The 22,670-nt window shown below is 45.4% G+C and carries 21 protein-coding genes; 11 read left to right on the forward strand and 10 right to left on the reverse strand.

Annotated features, from left to right (window positions below; translation table 11 throughout):
* Positions 1 to 7: 7 nt before the first annotated feature.
* Together ACTJIX_RS06195 and ACTJIX_RS06200 are read left to right on the forward strand one after the other, a co-directional pair.
* Positions 8 to 667: a riboflavin synthase gene (locus ACTJIX_RS06195; RefSeq protein WP_004810161.1), complete on the forward strand. Its 660-nt coding sequence runs from the start codon at positions 8 to 10 to the stop codon at positions 665 to 667.
* A 109-nt stretch (positions 668 to 776) separates the two neighbouring features.
* On the forward strand, positions 777 to 1,322 hold the full coding sequence (locus ACTJIX_RS06200; protein ID WP_004810159.1) for a VTT domain-containing protein: 546 nt from the start codon (positions 777 to 779) through the stop codon (positions 1,320 to 1,322).
* A 59-nt stretch (positions 1,323 to 1,381) separates the two neighbouring features.
* On the opposite strand, the gene blhA is transcribed toward ACTJIX_RS06200, so the two are convergent.
* Genes blhA through ACTJIX_RS06215 form a run of 3 tightly spaced genes read right to left on the reverse strand, consistent with a single transcriptional unit; the run spans position 1,382 to position 3,850 of the window.
* Entirely contained in the window at positions 1,382 to 1,972 is a 591-nt protein-coding gene (gene blhA / locus ACTJIX_RS06205; protein ID WP_004810157.1) for a cell division protein BlhA, read from the reverse strand.
* 29 nt (positions 1,973 to 2,001) lie between these two features.
* A complete protein-coding gene (locus ACTJIX_RS06210) occupies positions 2,002 to 2,409 on the reverse strand; it encodes a DNA polymerase III subunit chi (RefSeq protein WP_004810155.1) in 408 nt (135 codons plus the stop codon).
* On the reverse strand, positions 2,402 to 3,850 hold the full coding sequence (locus ACTJIX_RS06215) for a leucyl aminopeptidase (RefSeq protein WP_004810153.1): 1,449 nt from the start codon (positions 3,848 to 3,850) through the stop codon (positions 2,402 to 2,404). Before ACTJIX_RS06215 ends, ACTJIX_RS06210 begins: the two co-directional genes overlap by 8 nt.
* Positions 3,851 to 4,012: 162 nt before the next feature.
* On the opposite strand from ACTJIX_RS06215, the gene lptF reads away from it, so the two are divergent.
* From lptF to ACTJIX_RS06235, 4 genes are all read left to right on the forward strand, one after another.
* Complete coding sequence (gene lptF, locus ACTJIX_RS06220) at positions 4,013 to 5,113, forward strand: LPS export ABC transporter permease LptF (RefSeq protein ID WP_004810151.1); 1,101 nt, start codon at positions 4,013 to 4,015, stop codon at positions 5,111 to 5,113.
* Between the two features lie 2 nt (positions 5,114 to 5,115).
* Entirely contained in the window at positions 5,116 to 6,186 is a 1,071-nt protein-coding gene (gene lptG / locus ACTJIX_RS06225) for an LPS export ABC transporter permease LptG (protein WP_004810149.1), read from the forward strand.
* A gap of 124 nt (positions 6,187 to 6,310) precedes the next feature.
* Positions 6,311 to 7,861, forward strand: a complete 1,551-nt coding sequence (gene gpmI, locus ACTJIX_RS06230) for a 2,3-bisphosphoglycerate-independent phosphoglycerate mutase (RefSeq protein WP_034424062.1) — start codon at positions 6,311 to 6,313, stop codon at positions 7,859 to 7,861.
* A 20-nt stretch (positions 7,862 to 7,881) separates the two neighbouring features.
* Positions 7,882 to 9,054 carry a S41 family peptidase gene (locus ACTJIX_RS06235; RefSeq protein ID WP_004810144.1) on the forward strand — a complete coding sequence of 391 codons (1,173 nt, stop codon included), beginning with the start codon at positions 7,882 to 7,884 and terminating at the stop codon, positions 9,052 to 9,054.
* A 26-nt stretch (positions 9,055 to 9,080) separates the two neighbouring features.
* Here ACTJIX_RS06235 and ACTJIX_RS06240 read toward each other — a convergent pair whose 3' ends face one another.
* From ACTJIX_RS06240 to gacA, 3 genes are read right to left on the reverse strand one after another with little or no spacing between them, the layout of a single operon-like run.
* Entirely contained in the window at positions 9,081 to 10,499 is a 1,419-nt protein-coding gene (locus ACTJIX_RS06240) for a sigma-54-dependent transcriptional regulator (protein WP_004810143.1), read from the reverse strand.
* A gap of 24 nt (positions 10,500 to 10,523) precedes the next feature.
* Positions 10,524 to 12,089: a two-component system sensor histidine kinase NtrB gene (locus ACTJIX_RS06245; protein ID WP_004810141.1), complete on the reverse strand. Its 1,566-nt coding sequence runs from the start codon at positions 12,087 to 12,089 to the stop codon at positions 10,524 to 10,526.
* 49 nt (positions 12,090 to 12,138) lie between these two features.
* Positions 12,139 to 12,774, reverse strand: coding sequence for a response regulator transcription factor GacA (gene gacA, locus ACTJIX_RS06250; RefSeq protein WP_004810139.1), 636 nt, complete (start codon positions 12,772 to 12,774; stop codon positions 12,139 to 12,141).
* Between the two features lie 223 nt (positions 12,775 to 12,997).
* On the opposite strand from gacA, the gene ACTJIX_RS06255 reads away from it, so the two are divergent.
* Positions 12,998 to 14,053 carry a serine hydrolase gene (locus ACTJIX_RS06255; protein ID WP_026056747.1) on the forward strand — a complete coding sequence of 352 codons (1,056 nt, stop codon included), beginning with the start codon at positions 12,998 to 13,000 and terminating at the stop codon, positions 14,051 to 14,053.
* A gap of 64 nt (positions 14,054 to 14,117) precedes the next feature.
* On the opposite strand, the gene thrC is transcribed toward ACTJIX_RS06255, so the two are convergent.
* The 4 genes from thrC to xerD form a co-directional block, all read right to left on the reverse strand.
* The gene (gene thrC, locus ACTJIX_RS06260) at positions 14,118 to 15,257 is read right to left on the reverse strand and encodes a threonine synthase (protein WP_004810136.1); all 1,140 of its coding nucleotides are present in this window, start codon (positions 15,255 to 15,257) and stop codon (positions 14,118 to 14,120) included.
* A gap of 56 nt (positions 15,258 to 15,313) precedes the next feature.
* A complete protein-coding gene (locus tag ACTJIX_RS06265; RefSeq protein ID WP_004810134.1) occupies positions 15,314 to 16,618 on the reverse strand; it encodes a homoserine dehydrogenase in 1,305 nt (434 codons plus the stop codon).
* Positions 16,619 to 16,745: 127 nt separating this feature from the next.
* Positions 16,746 to 17,561: a DsbC family protein gene (locus ACTJIX_RS06270; protein WP_004810132.1), complete on the reverse strand. Its 816-nt coding sequence runs from the start codon at positions 17,559 to 17,561 to the stop codon at positions 16,746 to 16,748.
* Positions 17,562 to 17,658: 97 nt separating this feature from the next.
* A complete protein-coding gene (gene xerD / locus ACTJIX_RS06275) occupies positions 17,659 to 18,576 on the reverse strand; it encodes a site-specific tyrosine recombinase XerD (RefSeq protein ID WP_004810130.1) in 918 nt (305 codons plus the stop codon).
* Between the two features lie 174 nt (positions 18,577 to 18,750).
* Here xerD and ACTJIX_RS06280 point away from each other — a divergent pair, with 174 nt between their 5' ends.
* The 4 genes from ACTJIX_RS06280 to murD all read left to right on the forward strand — a co-directional run bounded on the left by ACTJIX_RS06280 (position 18,751) and on the right by murD (position 22,660).
* Positions 18,751 to 19,011 carry a FeoA family protein gene (locus ACTJIX_RS06280; RefSeq protein WP_004810128.1) on the forward strand — a complete coding sequence of 87 codons (261 nt, stop codon included), beginning with the start codon at positions 18,751 to 18,753 and terminating at the stop codon, positions 19,009 to 19,011.
* Positions 19,008 to 20,864 (forward strand): ferrous iron transporter B, encoded by a 1,857-nt coding sequence (gene feoB, locus ACTJIX_RS06285; RefSeq protein ID WP_004810126.1) that lies wholly within the window; start codon positions 19,008 to 19,010, stop codon positions 20,862 to 20,864. Before ACTJIX_RS06280 ends, feoB begins: the two co-directional genes overlap by 4 nt.
* Positions 20,865 to 20,900: 36 nt before the next feature.
* Positions 20,901 to 21,152: a DUF6587 family protein gene (locus ACTJIX_RS06290; protein ID WP_004810124.1), complete on the forward strand. Its 252-nt coding sequence runs from the start codon at positions 20,901 to 20,903 to the stop codon at positions 21,150 to 21,152.
* 161 nt (positions 21,153 to 21,313) lie between these two features.
* Positions 21,314 to 22,660: a UDP-N-acetylmuramoyl-L-alanine--D-glutamate ligase gene (gene murD, locus ACTJIX_RS06295; protein ID WP_004810122.1), complete on the forward strand. Its 1,347-nt coding sequence runs from the start codon at positions 21,314 to 21,316 to the stop codon at positions 22,658 to 22,660.
* Positions 22,661 to 22,670: the final 10 nt, after the last annotated feature.

A 22,670-nucleotide genomic window follows, 5' to 3' on the forward strand; every position in this document is an offset into this window, starting at 1 on the left:
ATAGAAAATGTTTACAGGTATTATTGAAAGCCTCGGTAAGGTCGAAAGCCTGCAAAATGTCGGCGGTGATGTACGCTTACGTATTCAGACTGATCTGGATATGACCGATGTCCATCTGGGCGATTCAATTGCCACCAATGGCATTTGCCTGACTGTAATTGACTGGGGCGACAACTGGTATGCAGCAGACGTGTCTCGAGAAAGTTTAAATCGAACCACACTTGGTAACTGGAAAGCGGGTCAACCTGTAAATGTTGAAAAAGCCATGCTGCCAACCACACGCTTTGGCGGGCATATTGTTTCTGGTCATGTCGACGCGGTGGGCGAAATCACGGTAGTGCGTTCTGATGCCCGTTCCATCTATTTTGAAGTGACAGCACCTGCTGAAATTGCCAAGTATCTGGCAGAGAAAGGTTCAGTGACAGTAGATGGTATCAGCCTGACCATTAACCATCTGCGTGGCAATATTCTCAGTTTAAACCTGATTCCGCATACCGCTGAACGAACCAATATTGGCACCTGGAAAGTCGGGACCAAAGTTAATCTGGAAGTCGATGTGCTAGCACGTTATATCGAGCGTTTGTTGCTGGGTAACAAGGCAGCTGAAACCACACCACAGTCAAAAATCAGTATGGATTTTTTAGCTGAAAATGGCTTTTTAAAATAACCAAACTGCCTAAATACTCAACAGTCTAATTGAAAAATTAGACTGTTTTTTTATTTTTCGGGATAATCCTGACTTCACTTTACGATTTTAACCCCAGCGGACAGGTCGAATGCTCGATTTCTTACTAAACCTGGAACAGTCTTTGCCGATATTGCTTGAGCAATATGGGGTGTGGATCTATGCCATTTTATTCCTGGTGATTTTTGCAGAAACGGGATCTGTATTTTGCTTTTTCCTGCCGGGAGATAGCCTGTTAATTGCAGTCGGTGCGCTCTGTTCTAGTAGCGATTTGATTACGCTGCATTCTATGGGATTACTGCTATTTACTGCGGCAGTGCTGGGCTATACCGTCAATTATTACACTGGCAAAGTGTTAGGCTTAAAATATTTCAATCAACATTCGCGTTTCTTTAAACCCGAATATTTGACCAAGACCAATCATTATTTTATGAAGCATGGCGGCAAAACCATCTTGATTGCACGTTTCATTCCTTTTGTACGTTCTTTTGCTCCATTTGCTGCCGGTTCGGGCCATATGAATTTTATGACTTTTACGCTTTACAATCTGGCTGGAGGCGTATTGTGGATTGTAAGCTTACTGGGCATAGGTTATATGGCAGGTAATGCCGCCTTTATGCTGGCAGATTTTTTCTAGATGTGAATAAATAGAAAAGCCCACTTTTGTGGGCTTTTCTAGGCTTATTTCTAAGTCAATTAACGCTTTTGCAGAATGTAATCAATTTCTTCACGGGCTGCAGCACGTAAGCGGTTACGCAGCTGTACCAAAGTTTCCTCGATCGCAGTTTCGGCTTCCAGTTCCAGACGTAATCGGGTACTTTCCAGCTCTGACAGAATCTCAGTATCATCAATTTTGATTTGGGCGGAATTTAAAATGCGATTTTGCTCAAAACGTGCCGCATAATTCAGGACTTCAGCATTCAGGCTGTCCCGTAATAATTCTAGGGTACGTGTCTGTTCTGCATATTTACGTTCTTCATCCAGCTTCATTTGCTCGATATACGCCTGCTCCTGAGCACGCTTATCTGCCAGCGCTTTTTCAAGGGCCTGCTGTTTGCGAATCCGTGCTTCTTCAATCAGTTCCGCTTTGCGTTGTGCATAAGCTTCCTCAATTTTACGCTCGGATTCTTTTTGCAGTTGCTGGTCATGTGCCAGCCATTCCTGCAATGACGTCTCTGGCTGAAGTACGTCGCAGATACGCGCGAGGTCATCAATAAAGGTCTGACGCACAGCTTCAGGCACATTTAACCAGCGCTGTTTGAAATCTGGACCAACATTTAATGCCACGGGCATCTCCTTATGAGGTTTAAGTAGGGCTACAGTTTATAAGTTTTCGGCTCAATACCCAGTCGACGGTATTGCTTAAACTTCTCGCGGCCGAGTTGCTTGGCCGTTTCGTTGTTTTCAATAATCTCAATAATGTGACTAAATTTAGCGTAAGGTTCAAGTGCTTCAGGATTAAAATTAAAGATAATCCAGTCTTGTTGCTCAGGCAAGCTTGCAGAGATACAGACACTGGCCTGTGGCTGGTCAATACCATGCGGGATGAAACCGGTAGGATCAAACGTCCACAGATGTTCATCCAGCTGTTGCTGCAAGTCCACATCACCACAGAGTAACCAGATCCGTTCCGGCTGACGCAGAATCTTGCGGCATAAACGGCAGGTACTTTCGACCTGCCGTTCAGGGCTTTTTTCAAATAAATAAAAGCTGACTTTAGCCATTCTTTTGAACACGGTTCGCCAGGAATTGCATTAATAATGGCACTGGACGACCTGTTGCGCCTTTATTGGTGCCTGAATTCCAGGCTGTACCTGCGATATCTAGGTGTGCCCAGCGATAGTCATGGGTGAAACGCTGCAGGAAGCAGGCTGCAGTCACAGAGCCGGCCTTAGGACCACCAATATTGGCAATATCTGCAAATGGAGAATCCAGCTGTTCCTGATAATCATCCAATACTGGCATACGCCATACCCGGTCAAATGAAGTTTGACCAGCAGCTTCGAGTTCAGCGGCCAATTCATCATCCGGCGTGAACATGCCAGTCAGGACTGAACCCAGTGCAACCACACAGGCCCCGGTCAAAGTTGCAATATCAATCACGAGAGCAGGGTTAAAGCGTTTTACGTAAGTTAAAGTATCGCAAAGTACCAGACGACCTTCTGCATCAGTATTCAGAATTTCAACCGTTTGACCGCTCATCGTGGTGACAATATCGCCTGGACGGGTTGCTTTGCCAGATGGCATGTTTTCAGCAGCGGCAATGGTACCCACAACATGAATATCTAAACCAGATTCGCATAATGCACGCATGGTACCCAGCACGGAAGCTGCACCACACATATCGTATTTCATTTCGTCCATGCCGGCACCTGGCTTCAGGGAAATACCGCCAGTATCAAATGTAATCCCTTTGCCGACTAAAACCACAGGTGCTTCACTACGTTCTGCATGATATTCGATGGTAATGATACGTCCTGGACGGTCTGAACCTTTGCTCACTGCCAGAAAAGAGTGCATTCCCAGATCAGCCATTTGCTGTTCATCCAGTACATTCACTTTAAGCAGTTCTGGATATTCAGCTGCTAAAGCCAGTGCCTGTTCCGCAAGGTATTCCGGGAAACAAATATTGCCTGGACGGTTACCCAAGTCACGTGCTAAGTTTTGGCCGGTTTGCACTGCCTGAAGCAATTGCAGCTGTTCTGCAGTTACTGGACTATCGGTCGCAATCAGGTTGATTTGCTCAAGTACAAATTCATTTTTCTTGGATTTGAATTCATCAAAAGCGTACGCAGCCTGGGTCAGCAATAGTGCAAAAATGTTATGAAATTGGACTGGCAGGGCAGAAATGTCTACGCTGATCTGCTGGAATTTTTTCTGTGCTGCTTTTATGATAGTTTGCGCAACTTTCGCCAGTTTGCCCGGCTGTAGTTCAGCAGTCTTGCCCAAGCCAACCAGACAAGCGTTAGTACTCGCTGGAACATTACCAACTAATGCCAGGGTTTCATTTAGACCTGCTTTATATTGTGTCGCTGTGGTGATTTCTTCGAACTTGTTAATCTGATAAGTCGCAGCTGACTGCTGAAGTTGCTCAGAATCTACAAGAATTAACAGATATTGGCTGGATGCATTCTCTTGGAATGACGTATTAATTGTCAGTTTCATATGCGTTTATTTAAGCCTTATAAAATTTGCAACCATTAAACCATTGAAACAATTTCCTGAACAGGGTTTCAATGTTCAACTCAAGTATCGGTTTTATATTTTTAAGCTTAACATTCGGGTAAACTATGACAAGTTTTTACCCTGTATTCTGGAAGATTTAATTTGATTATTCGGCGTTATCTGGTCAAGCAAGTTGTATCAACATCCTTGGTTGTGATTGCCTTATTGACCTTGATCATGATGGGTGGTCGACTGATCAAGTACTTCGGTGTGGCAGCACAAGGACGTCTGGATGCAGGCATTCTGTTCAGTATTATTGGTTATCGTTTGCCTGAATTCCTGACCCTGATTTTACCTTTAGGTTTCTTTATTGGTCTGATGCTGGTATTTGGCCGGCTCTATGTCGATCATGAAATGGCAGTCATGAATGGTAGCGGGGTCAGTCGCAATCAGCTGGCACGATTACTCATTCCGATGACTTTAGTATTTCTAGTCGTTCAGGCATTTTTAATGCTCTGGGCGGCACCGTGGGGTATTCGTCAGTTTGAAGCATTGACCAATGAGCAGGCAGTACGGACGGGTTTCGATCTGGTACGGCCGAAAGAATTTATTTCCTCGGGACCCTATACCATTTATGCAGGTGATTTGTCGGAAGACCGTAAAAACCTGAAAGATATCTTTTTCTATCAACGTGCAGAACGTGAAGGCAAACCAGATGTTATGATTCTGGCGCAAGAAGCGACCCGTGTAGAAGTGGCAGGGGACACCGCCAATGTGGTGGATCTAGTCAATGGTCGCCGTTATGAAATCTTTGCCGGCATGCCGAAATATACCCAAGCGGAATTCGAGACTTATCGTCTGCGTCTGGAAAATGATAAAGAAGCCAAGTTTGAAAGTGCTGAGGTTGAAGCCTTGCCGACTTCAAAACTCTGGGAAAACCGTCAGGATCCTGTGGTCGCCAGTGAGCTCGGTTGGCGAGTATTTGTACCATTTGCGATTATTGCGGCGCTGATGCTGGCCAATGCCTTGTCTGAAGTGAGTCCACGTCAGGGGCGTTATCTTAAACTCTTTCCAGCACTCTTGATCTTTGCCAGCCTGATTGTAGCTTTAATGGCAGTAAAAACGCGCGTCAGTAAAGAGGAAATGGGGATTTGGGCTTATCCAATGGTCCTGATTTTCTATGGTATTGCTGCGGCTCTATTTGCACGTAAACAGAAGCTGGCGCCGAAAATCAAGAAACAGATTCAACGAGCGAGGTCTTAATCATGCTGGCACGTCGTATCGTTGCAAAACATGTGACCGGAACCACTGCACTTGCTATGCTCGGTGCAACAGCCGTATTGGCCGGTCTACAGGTATTATTTACTTACTTGGGTGAATTAGGCTCACTAAAAGAAGGCTATGGCGCCTGGCAGGCACTGAAATATGTGCTGTGGGGCGCGCCAAACTATCTGTATGAGATCCTACCAATTTCTGCACTGATTGGTGCTGTTCTCGGCTTAGGTACACTTGCTTCTAACAGTGAGCTGATTGTGATGCGTTCGGTCGGGGTCAGCCTGTGGCGGATTGTCGGCTGGGTGATTCGTTCGGCATTACTCCTGGTGATTTTATCTTTTGCTTTAAGTGAATGGGTAATTCCGTATACCAATGAGCAGGCCAAAGCAGTGAAGAGTTACAACAAGCCTGTAAAAATTGGTGAGGTTAAAGGCTACTGGACCCGTGAAGGTCAGCGTTTTATCTACATTGACTATGCTAATGCCAAAGGTGAGCTAAAAAATGTACAGATGCTGGACTTTGATGAAGATTATCGTCTGCGCGGGACGCTAAAAGCCGAGCAGGGTGATTTTATCAAGGATGGTGCGTGGACTCTGCAGAATACGCAGGAAATGAATATTCTGCAGAATGGTAATGCCACGCTGATAACACATTCCGAACAGCCGCTGGCCTTAGCGCTGCAACCGAAGTATGTGCATATGGTGACCATTGACCCGGAGGATCTATCGCCTAGTCAACTGGTCAGTTTCATGAGCTATATGCATGAATATAGCCAGGTACCAAAGACCTATGAACTGGCTTTCTGGCAGAAAGTCGGCTCGCCATTTGCCCTGATTGCACTGGTGGTGATTGCCTGTTCCTTTATTTTTGGACCGCTGCGTCAACAATCTATGGGCTTTCGCTTGGTGATTGCACTATTTGCAGGTTTAGGCTTCTTCTATCTGCAGGACTTCTTGGGTTATGCGAGTTTAGTCTATGCGCCGTCGCCCGCATGGTTTGTATTTATTCCAATTATCATCATGTTTGCAATTGGTGGTTATCTACTGCATCGGGCACGCTAAGCCACAAGAAAATAGAAGAAATCAATCGCAGTGAGAGGCTTAAACCATGGTGTGGTCATGGCCTCTCACTGCAAAATTAGTTAAAATAGAACGATTAATTCGTAAACGAACAAGAGTATTCATTATGACGGATGCAACTGCTGGCAAAATCCCTCACGTATTGGTAATTATGGATGGTGTGGGTCATCGCGAAGCGGTCGAAGACAATGCGTTTTTAGCGGCTAAACGACCTCATTTAACTGCTATGCAGGAAAAGCATCCGCATGGTTTGATCTCTGGTTCTGGTGAAGATGTCGGTCTGCCTGATGGTCAGATGGGTAACTCTGAAGTCGGTCATATGAACCTGGGTGCTGGCCGTGTGTTATATCAGGACTTCACCCGTATTACCAAAGATATCCGTGCCGGTGCGTTCTTTGAGCATGAAGTACTGATTGATGCGGTAGAAAAAGCCAAAGCATCAAATGGTGCCGTACACATTATGGGCCTGTTATCTGAAGGTGGTGTGCACTCACATGAAGACCATATCGTAGCGATGGCAGAGCTGGCATTAAAACGTGGTGCCAAAGTCTATCTACATGCTTTCCTGGATGGTCGTGATACGCCGCCGAAAAGTGCACAACCATCATTAGAAAAATTAGACGCTGTTTTTGCTCAATATCCAGGTCAAGGCCGTATTGCTACCATGATTGGCCGTTACTTTGCCATGGATCGTGACAACCGTTGGGATCGCGTGGAACAGGCGTATCGTTTGCTGACTGAAGGTGAAGCAGTTCGTACGGCAGCCACTGCAGTAGAAGGTCTTGAACAGGCGTATGCAGCAGATGAATCCGATGAATTCGTAAAAGCGACCCGTATCGGTGATGTGGCTGCGATTCAGGATGGTGACAGCGTAGTCTTCATGAATTTCCGTGCGGATCGTGCGCGTGAATTAACCCGTGCTTTTGTTGAGAAAGATTTTACCGGTTTTGAGCGCAAAGTTGTGCCACATCTGGCGAAATATGTGATGTTGACCCGTTATCAGGCAACAATCGATGCGCCTGTAGCATATATGCCAGAAGCGCTGGTGAACTCGATTGGCGAATATTTATCAGACCTGGGCAAAACCCAATTACGTATCGCAGAAACTGAGAAATATGCACACGTGACTTTCTTCTTCAGCGGTGGTCGTGAAGATGAATATCCAGGTGAAAAACGTATCCTGATTCCATCTCCAAATGTAGCAACTTATGATCTCAAACCGGAAATGAGTGCATACGAAGTGACCGATGAACTGGTTGCAGCGATCAACTCAGGTGAGTTTGACCTGCTGGTGGTGAACTATGCCAATGGTGATATGGTCGGTCATACTGGCGTATTTGATGCAGCAGTCAAAGCAGTGGAAGCAGTAGACACTTGCCTAGGTCGTGTTTATGAAGCCGTGATGGCGCAAAAAGGCCATATGATTATTACTGCAGACCATGGTAATGTTGAGCAGATGCAGGACTATCAAAGTGGTCAGGTACATACCCAACATACGACTGAACTGGTTCCGTTTATTTATGTGGGTCCAACTTCGGCAACGATTGCAGAAGGCGGTGTACTGGCGGATGTGGCGCCAACATTGTTAAGTCTGATGCAACTTCCAGTGCCGGCAGAAATGCAGGGCCGTAACTTAATTGAGCTGAACGCTTTATAAAAATATCAATAGGATAAAGAATGGCAAAATCACAGCAGAAGTCAGTTGTACTCGCAAGCTTACTGATGTGTTTGAGCCATTCGGCATGGAGTGCTGGTTCCCAGGGTCCGGTACTCGATGATATGGTCATGGACCAGCAAACCTATAGCGAAATTCCGGTTTCTTCGATTCAGGAATTCGTGCAGATTTATGGCATTGTCAAAGATAATTATATTCAAGATAAAAATGACGATGCATTATTCCAACAGGCAATTCGTGGTCTGGTCGGTGGTTTAGACCGCTATTCCCGTTATCTTTCTCCAGAAGACTTCAAACAGCTCCGTCAATATACCGAAGGCGATCTAGCCAGTATCGATTTTGACCTGCAGTTTAATCCGCAATTGAAGCAGTGGATGGTGCAGGGACTTAGTCCGGATGCCGACTCTGCCAAGCAGGGATTGCGTAATGGCGTGACTGTTTACAAGATTGATGATCAGATCTTAAATACGCTGAAGCGCGAGCAGGTTCGGGATTTGCTCAGTGGCGCGATAGGCTCTACTTTAAGCATTCAGCTTTCTGCGCAAAGTACGCCGGTGACGCTGGTTCGTAATATCAAAGTAGATACCGAGATTAAATCGACCCTGCATAATAATCAGGTGCTGGTCTTGCAGGTCAAGGTCTTCCAGCAGGACACAGCCAACGAAATTAAACGAATTATTGACAGCTATTCCAGTCAACGTTTAAAAGCCGTGTTATTTGATCTACGTAATAATCCAGGTGGCCTGCTTTCGGCAGCGGTAGAGTCTGCGGATCTATTCCTGAATCAGGGCATTATTGTCTCAACCAAAAGCCGGGCAGAAGGGGATCAGCAGTTTCAGGCTTTACCAGGATTTGAATTTCAGAATCTGAAAATTGGAATCTTGATTAATAACCGTTCTGCCTCTGCAGCCGAAGTCTTTACCGCTGCCTTGAAAGAGCATAACCGTGCCTGGGTGGTCGGTGAAAAAAGCTATGGTAAAGGTGTGGTGCAGAAACTGTTTCCTCTTAGCAATGGGGCGGCGTTACAGATGACGGTATCGCAATATTTTAGTCCCAGTGGTCAGCGTATTGAGGGTCTTGGTGTGCAGCCTCACCTCAGTTATCCGCTTGGCGTTGAGATGAGGGAAGAAAGTTATCTGGATCACATCACTGAATTATTGCTTTTACAAAAATAATGAAGGGGGCATAGCCCCCTCATCAATCATTCTTCTTCATCGGTATCGAGCCCAAATTTCTTTAGACGATAACGCAGCGAGCGGAAAGACATGCCCAACTTTTTTGCGGCAAGCGTACGGTTCCAGTGAGTCAGATTCAATGCATTTAGCAAAATTTCTTTCTCGATTTTCTCCATATACAGTTCAAGACCTTCTTCAGGCAGTTTTTTCGGTACAATAAAAGTGTCAGTAGTGTTACTCGATTCGGATGCTATATTCGATGTGATTTCGGAGGTCACAAAACTCTGGCGTAAAGGTGCAGTTTGCAAATGCTGGATATCAATTGTGTCTTCATCGCTGAGGGTAATAGCTCGCTCGATGATATTACGCAATTCCCGGACATTTCCTGGATAGTATTGAGTCAGTAACTGCTCTTTGCTATGTTCAGTCAGGCGTTTCACAGGGATTTGCCATTCCTGACAGATCTTCTGAATAAAGTGTTCAGCCAGCAGCAGAATGTCATTACCACGCTCACGTAATGGTGGCAACACTAGATCCATCACATGAATGCGGAAGAATAAATCCTGACGAAATTTACCTTGCTGTACCTGTGCTTCCAGGTCCTGATGACTGGCGCTGATGACGCGAAAATCCACATCAATTTCAATATCTGAACCTAAAGGGCGAATCCGTTTTTCCTGTACTGCACGTAGCAGTTTGACCTGCATACTGAGTGGAAGTTCTGCAATTTCATCCAGAAATAAACTGCCGCCATGTGCAGACTGGATCAGGCCCTGTTTGTCCTGCATGGCGCCAGTAAAGCTGCCTTTCTTGTGCCCGAACAGCTCACTTTCCATCAGTTCAGCTGGAATTGCGCCACAGTTAATGGCAATAAAGGGTCCTTCACTCCGGTTACTGAGGCGATGAACCAGATTTGCTACAACTTCTTTACCTGTACCAGATTCACCGGTAATAAATACCGGGGCTTGAGAGCGGGCAATTTTATGCAAAGTCGTACGTAATTGCTGAATCGGCTTGGACTGGCCAATCAGCATTTTATATTCTAGGGTATCTTGCTGATTGGATTGGTAATCTACTGGCTTATTTAGTGCCTTTTGCAGTAACTGCTCCAGATGTTTCTGATTGATCGGCTTACTGACAAAGTCAAAGGCACCTGCCTTGAGTGCAGCAATGGCAATATCCATATTGCCATAGGCAGTTAACACAGCAACCGGTAGGGAAGGATGATGCTCACTGATAAATTCCAGTAGCTGCAAGCCATTACCATCAGGCAGATTCAAGTCCGTAAGGCAGGCATCATACTGATGATCTGCCAGGCGTTTTTTAGCATCCTCCAGACGATGGGCGATATGCGTGCGAATTCCCATACGCATGAGCGACATCTGCATGAGCGTACAGAGATCTTCTTCATCATCGACCAATAGTACCAGTGGTTGTTGTTCCACACTCTTTCCCCTTAAATTCAAAAATTAAACAGTGATGCGCTGGCAGCTAATCCGGAAGCAGGCACCCTGTTCTTGTTGTATATAATTCAGCTGGGCCTGATTGGCCTCACAGAAACTGTGGGATAAATATAGCCCTAGTCCTGTACCATTAATTGAAGTGCTGAAAAATGGTTTAAACAGCAGACTCTGATCGGCAGGCGCCACACCCTGACCAAAATCCCGTACATCAATCCAGACTTTATGTTCATAAGGATGAACTTTTAATTCTACATAGCCTACGGCTGGATCGTTATGCCGCACGGCATTACGCAATAAATTGACCAATACTTGACGTAGCTGGGCTTCATCAAACTGGATGTCCAGTCGCATATCAATATTCAGCTTAATCTGATCAGCAATATCAGCCAAATCCTCATGGATACATTGTGGAATAAATTCATTCAGCTGAATAGATACTGGATGAGTCTCTTTATTCTTCACCATATTCAGCGTGTCTTCAATAATCCGGTTGATTCGTGTTGCCTGCTTGCTGATCATGCCATGCAACACCTGCTGTTGGTCCTGTTCACAACCAGGTAACAGATCATTAGCTTGAACAATCGCTGCAAGCGGATTACGAATCTCATGGGCAATACTGGCAGAAAGTTGCCCGAGTGCCGCCAGTTTTAATTGCTGGACTTGTTGATTAAGTTTTTGCGCATCTTGCAGCACCAGCAACATTAAAGTTTGATGCGGTACAATCAGTTTTTGTACTTGAACATGAATATTGAAACGGCTTTGCTGGGATTCAAACTGAAAGCGTTCGCCATTTTCCAGATCTTCAAAGCGGATCAACTCAAACAGATCTGGTTGTGACTGGTACAATGGAAACGTGTCATGTGCATACATTTGCTGGATGCCAAGCAAGTGGCAGGCAGCAGGATTACTCAGCACCACATGACAGTTTTCATCGAGAACCAGATAACCAGTCTCAATCTGTTCCAGAATATAACGGTTAATATTTTGTAGACGATAAAGTTCCATGGACTGGGAAAAATTGACATTTTCCAAGATCTGGAAACGTCGGACTGCAATTTGCCCGATGCCATAGACCACAAAAAACATGAAAGCCAATATGGCGCTATTGCCGATATTACCCACAGAGGAAAGGGTAAACAGGCTGGTGATGAAATGCTGGTAAATCACACTGATGACCGCAATCAAGGTAATCACCAGCGCTTTTTGTGCATTCAGTAAAATGGAAGCGGCAAAGATAGTAATCACGAATAGCATACTGAGCTGTAGATTGGTGCCATTCGTGGCCAAGGTCAGCAGGCTGAGTGCACAGACATCGACAATAAAAATACCGGTCAGCTGTTGCTGAACAAATTTCTTAAAATACTTCAGAACAAAAAGCTGGATCAAGGCGATAGCAATGAAGCTACTCAGTACATAATGATACAGCTTGGGATATTCTAAATCGCTGGTGTGCTCAGGATAAGTGAGCACGAAAATCAGCAGTAAACCAGTACTGATGATCAGGCGGTATGCCGCATACCAAGTGCCCAGCAGATATTGGTTAAGCTCTGAGTAAGAAGATCGCTGCGACATAGAACCTTTTTTGTTTTTTTAAGTTTTCTTAAATAGAGGGCATAAAATATTAAGGTTTAATCAGACCATAGCGCATTGCTAGATGGGTCAGTTTCACATCGCTGTCGATATTAAGTTTTTCAAAAATACGATAACGATAGGTATTTACAGTCTTAACACTCACAAAAAGTTTATCCGCAATTTCCTGGGCACTAATGCAGTTGACGACCATCATGGCAACCTGCATTTCGCGTTCGGACAGGGAATCAAATGGGGATTGCTGTGTGTCAGATAAATAAGAGCTCGCTAATTGCTCGGCAATATCTGCACTAAAGTATTTGCCGCCCTGCATGACTTTATTAATAGCACGTACCATCTCGGTAACAGGTGCACCTTTAGTGATATAGCCTTTAGCACCTGCTTTGAGTAACAGCGATGGATAAGGTTCTTCGGCAAGACCACTGACAGCGATAACTTTAGTATCAGGGGCTGTTTGTAGCAGTCGACGCGTAGTTTCAACACCACCAATACCCGGCATATTCACATCCAGGAGTACTACATTCGGATGATGCTGACGCACCAGAGTAATTGCTTCTTCACCAGATTCAGCTTGTCCAATGACCTGAACATCAGTGTGGTCTTCAAGCATTCTACAGATGCCAGTACGCACCAATTCATGGTCATCTACAACTAAAACTGTGATCACGTATACTCTCCCTCAGATGAAAAAAAATCATTTTTTTTGTTACACAACGCAAAATAAGCTTGCAATGAAACTACAAAATTAGCAATCCTACAGACATGTCATATTGAACTGTATCACGCAGTGTAGAGATCAATAATTGTTCTGCATTGTGGTAAATGTAATGTAAGCCATATTAGAGGTAATACGCAAATCAATCTTACCTCGTAAGTTGGGTGAAGGAATAGTGAAGAAAACACATAAGTCTTTGATGCATGTACTGGGTCTGTCGCTGGCAGTCAGCATGAGTACGACGACGAGTTTTGCTGAAATTATCATGAATTCGTCAGCAGCGGCCCCTCAGTCTAGCCTGAGCTGGTCTTCTGAACAGGCCAACCAGTTCTTGAGTGATGGATCGGATGCCGATGATGAGCCTTCTCCGCTTGGCTCTACGACAGTCACCACGACCATCCGTAGTCAGAATGGTCAAGCAGTACAAGAACCTGCCAAAACTGTACAGATTCTGGATACCAAGACCTATGGCACGCAGCCATCTGTCAATGCGCGTTCAGCGCTGGTAATGGACGCGCAGACCGGTGAAGTGCTGTATAGCAAGAACAGTAATACAGCAGTGCCGATTGCATCGATTACCAAGCTGATGACAGCAGTGGTGATCTCTGATGCACGTTTAAACATGAATGAAAAAATCACACTACAACAGGGTGATTTTTCATGTTCAGGTTGTAAGAGTTCAAGCTCGACGTTACGTGTCGGAGACACGATGAATCGTGCTGAAGCTTTATTGTTTGCACTGATGAAATCTGAAAACCCGGCTGCAGCAGCGTTGGCACGTACCTATCCAGGTGGTCGTAGTGCTTTTATTTCTGCCATGAATAGTAAAGCCAAAGCATTGGGTATGAATTCAAGTAAATTTCTGGAATCTACCGGATTGCATCCGGGCAATAAGTCATCTGCAAGAGACTTGGGGATTCTGGTAAACACCGCTTCGCAATACGGCTTGATCCGACAGTTCTCAACCACAGCAAGTTATGACTTTAATCTGGGTTACCGTGTGTTGAAATCGAATAATACTAATGCACTAGTACGTAATGGTGGCTGGAATATTAATATTTCTAAAACCGGTTTTATCAATGAAGCTGGACGTTGTGTAGTGATGCATACCACCTTAAATAACCGTCCAGTAGTCGTAGTGTTGCTTGGAGCAGATTCATCTGCTGCACGTACCAATGATGCAACACGTCTCATGACTTGGGTGTCTAGTTTGCCGAAACAGCGTGTTTAAGCTTTTATAAAATATTTAAGTCATAAAAAAGCCCTGCAGATGCAGGGCTTTTTGATTCTGTCTCTTACATATTAGACAGAATAGAATCGCGTACTTGATCCAATGTTGCATCGATCGACAGCATTACTGCATCAGAACATTGTTTGATTGCAGTATCGGGATCTTTCAGACCGTTACCTGTCACAGTACAAACAATTACTGAGCCTTCAGCAATCTTGCCAGCTTTGATGTCACGAATTGCACCGCCGATAGACGCTGCAGAAGCAGGTTCTACGAATACACCTTCGTACATGGAAAGTAGACGTTGTGCTTCAAGAATTTCAGCATCAGTCAGTTCGTCGAACCAACCTTGAGAATCACGAACAACCGCTTTGGCATGGTTCCAGCTTTGTGGATTACCAATACGGATTGCAGTTGCCACAGTTTCAGGGTTTTCTACTGGTGCACCACGTAGGAATGGTGCAGCACCAGCTGCCTGGTAACCCACCATTGTTGGAAGGCCTTCAGGTTTAGGACCAGTGAACGCATCAGTTGCAGGGTCATAAACCACTTGCTCAAACTGATCAGCAGGTTGGTTGGCAACGGCTTCGGTATAACCCATCCAGTGTGCAGTGATGTTACCTGCGTTACCGACAGGTAGGCAGTGGTAGTCAGGTGCACGGCCCAGCTCATCTACGATTTCGTAAGCAATGGTTTTTTGACCTTGCAAACGGTATGGGTTGATTGAGTTCACAATCGTCACTGGTGCTTTATCTGCGATTTCTTTCACCAGACGCATACCGTCATCGAAGTTACCGCGGATCTGCATGGTGATTGCGCCATACATCATCGCTTGTGCCATTTTACCCATGGCAATTTTGCCTTCAGGAATTAACACAAACGCTTTCATGCCTGCACGTGCAGCATAGGCAGCCGCAGCAGCAGAGGTGTTACCTGTAGAGGCACAGATAATGGCTTTTGAGCCTTCTTCAGCGGCTTTGGTCACCGCCATGGTCATACCACGGTCTTTAAATGAACCAGTCGGGTTTAAGCCCTCGTACTTCACATAAATTTCAACATTTTTGCCAATAATGCGCGGAATATTCGCAAGCTTAATCAGTGGTGTATTACCTTCGCCTAGAGAAACAGCAGGGGTAGTTGCAGACACTGGTAAACGGTCGCGATAGCGGTCAACTAAACCAGTATAACGATTGGCATTCGACATGATGATGTTCCAATTGTGTGTAGAGCTTGGTGAGGAGAGTAACCCCCTCAACCCGATTAATTATCAAGCGATTCTAAACGAATTCGCACAATTTCGCCATGAATGACAGGAAGAGCTTGAATTTGCTTTAACGCTTCATCCATTTTCGCTTCCTTGACTGGATCAGTCAGGATCACGATAGGAATAAGGTCTTTTAAGCGAGATTGCTGCATGATGGCATCGATACTAATACCGTTACGGCTCAGAATAGAGGTCACTTCTGCAAGAACGCCGGTTTGATCTTCAGCGTTAATACGGATGTAGTAGCCTGTGGTCATTTCTTCACGAGGAAGAATTGGCAAGTCGCTTAAGCTTTCAAAAGCCAGTTGTGGAATGGTACCTGCGCCATCTTCAGTGTAAGAAATGTCACGCACGATATCCACCACGTCAGCGACTACAGCAGATGCTGTAGGACCAGCACCAGCACCAGCACCATAGTACAGTGTAGGGCCAACGGCATTGGCTTGTACCAAGACTGCATTTTTCACGCCATTTACATTGGCGATTAGTTGCTCCTCAGGAATCAGGGTCGGGTGAACACGAAGTTCAATCCCTGTTTCTGTACGACGAGCAATACCGAGGTGTTTAATACGGAAACCTAAGTCTTCAGCATATTTTACATCTTGAGCCGTGATTTTGCTGATGCCTTCGGTGAAGACTTTATCAAATTGCAGCGGGATACCAAATGCAATCGATGCAAGTAAGGTTAGTTTATGTGCGGCATCAATACCTTCAACGTCAAAGGTTGGATCTGCTTCAGCATAACCCAGTTCTTGCGCTTCTTTCAGTACATCTTCAAAAGCACGGCCTTTGTCACGCATTTCAGTCAGGATAAAGTTACCTGTACCGTTAATGATGCCCGCCAGCCAATCAATTTTGTTGGCAGCCAAGCCTTCACGCATGACTTTAATAATCGGGATGCCACCTGCCACCGCTGCCTCGTAAGCAATTTGCACAGCGTTGTCATCAGCAAGTTTGAACAGTTCATTACCGTGTTCAGCGAGCAAAGCCTTGTTCGCAGTCACAACCTGTTTGCCATGCAGGATAGCTTCTTTAATGACTTCATAGGCAGGATGAATACCACCCATCACTTCAACCACAACATCAACATCTGGCTGACGTACGATCTCTAGCAGGTCAGCACTTTGCTTGATGCTGTCATCAAGTTCCAGGTCAGGACGCGGACGACGGGTACCCACATAAGTAATTTGAATTTCACGACCGGTGCGACGTTTAATCTCAGCAGCATTTTGTTTTAATAGTTTAAGGGCACCACCACCCACAGTACCAAGACCGAGGATTGCCAGACGAACTGGTTTCACGTCACACTCCAAATATAAACAGTTTTTTACGAGAGCCTAGATCATAGCTAAAAAAACGCGCTGACTCTAGGGTGATCTCAGAATATCTTTATGTATAACATAAAGTAAAATAACTTATTAAAATGAGTTATTTAAGACGGTCCAAAAGTTCAGCGGTCGACATGTATCCGCCCAGGTAAACACCCTCTGAACTATAGACACCCGGGGTACCGTTCACACCGATATTCAGACCCATTTGATATTGATCTTTCACAGGATTTTGACAGGTTGCTGGTGTAATTGATCCACCGGCAATAGCGGTATCAAAGGCAGCACGACGGTCGGCACTACACCAGATTGCTTCCATGGCTGGCATATGCTGCTCACCACGTGGCCATGCGATATAACGTACCTCAATGCCTTTATTGTTCATCTCATCCATCTGTTCGTGGAATTTATGGCAGTACGGGCAGCTAACATCGGTAAAGACATAGATAATATGCTTGGCTTTGTTGCCTTTGGCAGGGTAAATCAACAGGTCTTCGGCTTTTAGTGCTGCAAAGATTTTCTTGTTTACATCGGATTGCAGGGTTTCGCTGACATTGTGCAGCTGTTTGTCACCCAGGCGGATCACATCACCCTGAATGATGTATTTACCATCACTGGTCGCATAGACAGACGACATGCCTTCCAAGCTGACCCAGAACAGATTTGGTACTTCAGTGGTTTTAACGCCAGTGATTTTTGCCTTAATACCAGCCTTTTTGAAGTGACCTTCCAGGGTTGAGATCAGGCGTTGCTGAGCATTACGTTCTGATACGGTAGATGCTTCACCCGTCGCTGGTGCACTTGCAGTTAAAGTATCTGACTTTTTATCGTTTTGATTAGAGTTGGAGCAAGCAGTAAGACTGAAACCTGCAGCAAGCATACATGCGATAAACAGACTGGAGCGGGCAAATGTCATGGATAACCCTTTTTGTTCTTAGATAAAAATAGATGCCTAGCATAACAAAAAAATAGTTTGCAGGTTGAACTTCTCTGTACACGTTGTCAGTTCAGGTTCAGGCCCGTGGATGATGTGACGCATGCAGCTGTTGCATACGCACTTGTGCCACGTGGGTATAAATTTGGGTGGTCGACAGGTCACTATGTCCCAACAGCATCTGCACGACACGTAGATCTGCACCATGATTCAACAGGTGGGTGGCAAAGGCATGACGCAAGGTATGGGGAGAAAGCTCTGCCTGAACACCGGCCTGTAGTGCGTAACGCTTGATCGCATACCAAAAATTCTGTCGGCTCATGATGCCACCATGCTGGGTCAGGAACAGATAGTCGGTTGCTGTCTTGTACAATTGCGGACGTGCTTCATTCAGATATTTCTCGATCCATTCGCAGGCGACCTGCCCCATGGGTACTAATCGTTCTTTGTTGCCTTTACCTACGATACGCAGATAGCCCTGTTTTAGATTAATCAGTTCCAGTCGCAGGTTGAGTAGTTCTGTCACACGTAAGCCACAGGCATAGAGCACTTCCAGCATCGCCCGGTCACGTAAACCCAAGGCAGTATTGATATCCGGTGCATTGATTAGTGCTTCAACATCGGCTTCAGAAAGATCTTTGGGCAGGGCACGTCCCAGTTTTGGTGTCTTGTGTGCAGCAACCGGATTGTCATTTCTCAGCTTTTGTTCACGCAAGAATTTATAAAATGAGCGCAGGGCGGACAAACAGCGTGCAATTGAACGTGGACTTTTTTGCTGTTTGGTCAGCTCAATCAATACATCCGAGACATCATCATGATCCCATTCTGGTAAGGCTTTAGTTAGACAACTACTGCATTGAATTAAATCAGATAAATAGGCATTCCGTGTATGAGGACTCACGGTTTGTGCAATCAGATAGTCACGATAGCCGTGCAGAAACTGGGTACTTTCTGGAATCTGGACAGGAGCGGGAATACGGGGTTTTTTATTCAACATAGGATGAAAGAATCTGATCTAAAAAAGCGATAATGAGTATTGATATTCTCCAATGTAGTTTAATTTTATTACAGTGTCGATGTGATATAAGCTAAATCGGTTTGTAATTAATCTTATTTGTTAATTATTCTCATTTGTTTGTATACTGTACAAAATAGTTTAGGAATTTTCGCGGTGCGTTTGTCGGATTTGAAAGTGAAGCAAACAGCTATCATTCGAAAGGTTAATCGAACTACTGATGGCGAGGGCGCTCAACACGATGTCGTGGCGAGTCGCCTGGAAACGTTGGGTTTTGTGCCTGGCACAGAAGTGCAGGTCATTACCAAAGGTATTTTTGGTGGGGATCCGATTTTAATTCAGGTCGGTTTTACCCGTTTTGCCCTGCGTAAGTCAGAGGCAGCCAAAATTGAAATTGAAGCTGGAGTGTCGGCATGAGTGATGCCTTACGTATTGCCCTTGTCGGTAACCCTAACTGTGGTAAAACCTCATTATTCAACCATTTAACAGGTACACGTCAAAAAGTCGGCAACTATGCCGGAGTGACAGTAGAACGTAAAGTCGGTCACTTTACTTTGCCATCGGGCAAGGCTGTGCGTGTACTGGATCTGCCGGGGACTTATAGTCTGGATGCTACCAGTCCGGATGAAGCGATTACCCGTGATGTTGTACAGGGCAAAATTGCAGATGAAGAACAGCAGGATGCATTCCTGTGTGTGGTCGATGCCACCAATCTGAAACTGCATCTCGGTCTGGTTCTGGAAATGATCCAGCTCGGCCGTCCGGTGTTACTCGTTCTGAACATGATGGATGAAGCACGCCGTCGTGGGATGCAGATCAATACCCAGAAATTGTCCGAGCGTTTAGGTGTACCTGTCGTTGAAACGGTTGCAGTGCGCAGGTCAGGTGTTGAAAACCTGATGAATGCACTGGATCAGGGAAAATATGCTATTCCAGAGACTGAAATGACTGGCTTAAGCGGTGACAGTCATCACAAAGTTGAAAGCATCCTGAAAGATGTGGTGAACTTTGTAGATCAGGAAGACAAGCGCACCGATTTTCTGGATAAAATTTTCCTGCATCCGGTACTCGGTCTGCTTAGCCTAGCGGTGATGATGTTCGTGATCTTCCAGGCGGTATTTGCCTGGGCGGCACCCTTCATGGATGGGATTGAAACCTTCTTCGGCTGGCTCGGTGAGGTAGTCGGAGACAACATTGCCCATCCTTTGCTGAATAGTCTGCTCGTAGATGGGATTATTGCCGGTGCCGGCGGCGTTGTGGTGTTCCTGCCACAGATTCTGATCCTGTTCTTCTTTATCCTGGTATTGGAAGAATCCGGTTATCTGCCACGTGCTGCATTCCTGCTGGATAAATTGATGTACAAAGCCGGTCTTTCTGGTCGTGCCTTTATTCCATTATTGTCCAGCTTTGCCTGTGCAATTCCGGGCATCATGGCGTCACGTACCATTAGTGATCCACGTGACCGTTTGACCACAATTTTTGTAGCACCCTTGATGACCTGTTCGGCTCGTCTGCCGGTATATGCATTGCTGATTGCCGCATTTATTCCATCACAGTCGGTCTGGGGTATTTTTAACCTGCAAGGCTTGGTGCTGTTTGCTCTGTATATGGCAGGCATTCTAAGTGCGCTGATTGTTTCGTTTGTGTTGAAGTTTTTCAGCAAAGACAAATCAGAGCATATGCTGCTAATGGAACTACCAAGTTATCGTTTTCCAGATATCAAGAACGTCTGGATTGGTCTGCTGGATCGTGGCAAGATCTTCTTGAAGCGTGTGGGTGGCATCATCTTCGCATTGTCGATTCTGCTGTGGTTCCTGTGTACCTTCCCACAACCGCCTGAAGGGGCCACGTTACCAGATATTGATTATTCCTTTGCAGGGATGATTGGTCATTTTATCCAGCCGATCTTTGCACCGTTGGGCTTTAACTGGCAGATCTGTATTGCGCTGATTCCGGCAATGGCAGCTCGTGAAGTGGTTGTGGCTGCACTGGGTACAGTTTATGCCTTGTCAGCAGTTGATGAAGATGCGATGTCTGAAGGGCTTGCAGCTTTGATTAGCGGTGGCGGTGACTTAGGCTGGACACTGGCAACCGGTTTATCGTTACTGGTCTGGTTTATCTATGCGCCGCACTGTCTGGCAACTTTGGCAACGGTAAAACGTGAAACAGGTTCATGGAAAACTGTGGGCTTTATGACAGTTTATCTGTTTGGTCTGGCATATATCATGTCATTCCTGACTTATCAGATTGCTTCACACTATTTCGGTTAATACTGACTGAAATAGTACAATGAAGGGGAGATTGAAATGATTGAAATTCTGATTGTAACGTCACTGGTGCTTTGGAGTGCAGTGGTGGTATTTAAGAAGGTATTTCCGAATACTTCACGCTCGGTCTTCCTGAAGCTATCCAATGCTTGTGAAGCCCAAGGCTGGCATAAGCTGGCGAAATGGTTAAAACCTGCGATGGCCAGTGGTTGTGGAGGCAATTGTGCCTGTCCGGCATCCGAGCAGCCAACAGAGAAAAAGCCTGCTCAGCAAGCAGTGAAATGGAAATAATTTTCCAGCAAACTTAAAAGTGAAAAAGCCATCATTTTTATGATGGCTTTTTTATGCAATATACAAAAAAATCTGCAGAAAGATGAAACAGAAAAAGCATTCAAAACGGCAAAGTGCTAACATTTCAAAAGTTTCAAATTAGACCAGAACATGAGGCAAAAATGTTAATACAACGTGGTGGACTTAAGGTCGTTGCAGGACTTGGAATTTCAGGTGTTGCAGCAGTCAATTTCTTACATGACAAGGGCTACCGCGTTGCAGTAACAGACTCCAGGGCAAATCCACCGGGGCATGACCAGATTCCTGCCGAAGTACAAACCAGCTTTGGTAAATTTGACCAGGAATTATTGCTATCAGCAGAAGAAATCGTCATCAGTCCGGGGCTTGATCCGAAACTTCCTGAAATTCAGGCAGCGATTGCTAAAGGTATTCCGGTGGTGAGTGAAATCCAGATTCTGCGCCGTTCTACCGATAAACCCATTGTTGCGATTACCGGTTCAAATGCCAAAAGTACCGTCACCACATTAATTGGTCTGATGGCCGCAGATGCAGGTAAGAAAGTGGCCGTTGGTGGCAACCTTGGCCGTCCTGCGCTGGATCTGACCAAAGATGATCCTGAACTTTATATTTTAGAGCTTTCAAGTTTTCAGCTGGAAACCACGTCGAATCTGAATGCTGAAGTGGCAGTCGTGCTGAATATGAGCGAAGACCATCTGGATCGTCATGGTGACATGATGGGCTACCACACAGCAAAACACCGTATTTTCCAGGGTGTCAAAAAAGTGGTGTATAACCGCGATGATTCACTGACTCGTCCACTGGTTCCGGATGTAACGCCAATGCAAAGCTTTGGTTTAAATGCACCTGATATAAACCAGTACGGCGTGTTACGTGACACGGATGGCACGATCTGGTTAGCGCGTGGACGCGAACGTTTATTGAAAAGTTCTGAGATGTATATTCAAGGCACGCACAATGTCGCGAATGCTTTGGCCTGTTTGGCTTTGGGTGAAGCGATTGGCTTGCCAGTAGATAGTATGCTGAAAACACTAAAAACCTTCAAAGGGCTGGAGCATCGCTGTGAATTTGTCAAAGAAGTTAATGGTGTGCGTTATTATAACGATTCTAAAGGTACCAACATCGGTGCGACTCTGGCCGCTTTAGACGGTCTAGGTGCGGCGATCGAAGCACAAGGTGGGAAAGTGGCAATCATTCTCGGTGGCGAGGGCAAAGGCCAGGACTTCTCTGCTTTACGTAATTCACTGTCTAAATATGCGAAGGTAGCAGTGTTGATTGGTGTAGATCGTCCAATCATTGAAGCAGCAATTGAAGGAACCACGACACTTGTGCATGCGGAAAGCCTGCAGGAAGCAGTAGAAATCTGCCAGAGCAATACCCAGCCACATGATGTCGTGCTATTGTCTCCGGCATGTGCAAGTTTTGATATGTTCTCAGGCTATCCTGAGCGTGGTCGTCAGTTCGTTGCGTATGTCAACGCACTTAATTAAGAACAACAAG

The sequence above is a fragment of the Acinetobacter sp. 22323 genome, from assembly GCF_052044895.1.
In the GTDB taxonomy this organism is placed as follows: Bacteria; Pseudomonadota; Gammaproteobacteria; order Pseudomonadales; family Moraxellaceae; genus Acinetobacter; species Acinetobacter schindleri.

Excerpts from the sequence above, each read along its gene's own strand:
- feoB (WP_004810126.1), top strand. The coding sequence starts at position 19,008 with ATGAGTGATGCCTTACGTATTGCCCTTGTCGGTAACCCTAACTGTGGT.
- gpmI (WP_034424062.1), top strand. The coding sequence starts at position 6,311 with ATGACGGATGCAACTGCTGGCAAAATCCCTCACGTATTGGTAATTATG.
- lptG (WP_004810149.1), top strand. The coding sequence starts at position 5,116 with ATGCTGGCACGTCGTATCGTTGCAAAACATGTGACCGGAACCACTGCA.
- ACTJIX_RS06195 (WP_004810161.1), top strand. The coding sequence starts at position 8 with ATGTTTACAGGTATTATTGAAAGCCTCGGTAAGGTCGAAAGCCTGCAA.
- ACTJIX_RS06215 (WP_004810153.1), bottom strand. The coding sequence starts at position 3,850 with ATGAAACTGACAATTAATACGTCATTCCAAGAGAATGCATCCAGCCAA.
- ACTJIX_RS06200 (WP_004810159.1), top strand. The coding sequence starts at position 777 with ATGCTCGATTTCTTACTAAACCTGGAACAGTCTTTGCCGATATTGCTT.
- ACTJIX_RS06245 (WP_004810141.1), bottom strand. The coding sequence starts at position 12,089 with ATGTCGCAGCGATCTTCTTACTCAGAGCTTAACCAATATCTGCTGGGC.
- ACTJIX_RS06235 (WP_004810144.1), top strand. The coding sequence starts at position 7,882 with ATGGCAAAATCACAGCAGAAGTCAGTTGTACTCGCAAGCTTACTGATG.
- thrC (WP_004810136.1), bottom strand. The coding sequence starts at position 15,257 with ATGTCGAATGCCAATCGTTATACTGGTTTAGTTGACCGCTATCGCGAC.
- xerD (WP_004810130.1), bottom strand. The coding sequence starts at position 18,576 with ATGTTGAATAAAAAACCCCGTATTCCCGCTCCTGTCCAGATTCCAGAA.
- ACTJIX_RS06270 (WP_004810132.1), bottom strand. The coding sequence starts at position 17,561 with ATGACATTTGCCCGCTCCAGTCTGTTTATCGCATGTATGCTTGCTGCA.
- ACTJIX_RS06290 (WP_004810124.1), top strand. The coding sequence starts at position 20,901 with ATGATTGAAATTCTGATTGTAACGTCACTGGTGCTTTGGAGTGCAGTG.
- murD (WP_004810122.1), top strand. The coding sequence starts at position 21,314 with ATGTTAATACAACGTGGTGGACTTAAGGTCGTTGCAGGACTTGGAATT.
- ACTJIX_RS06210 (WP_004810155.1), bottom strand. The coding sequence starts at position 2,409 with ATGGCTAAAGTCAGCTTTTATTTATTTGAAAAAAGCCCTGAACGGCAG.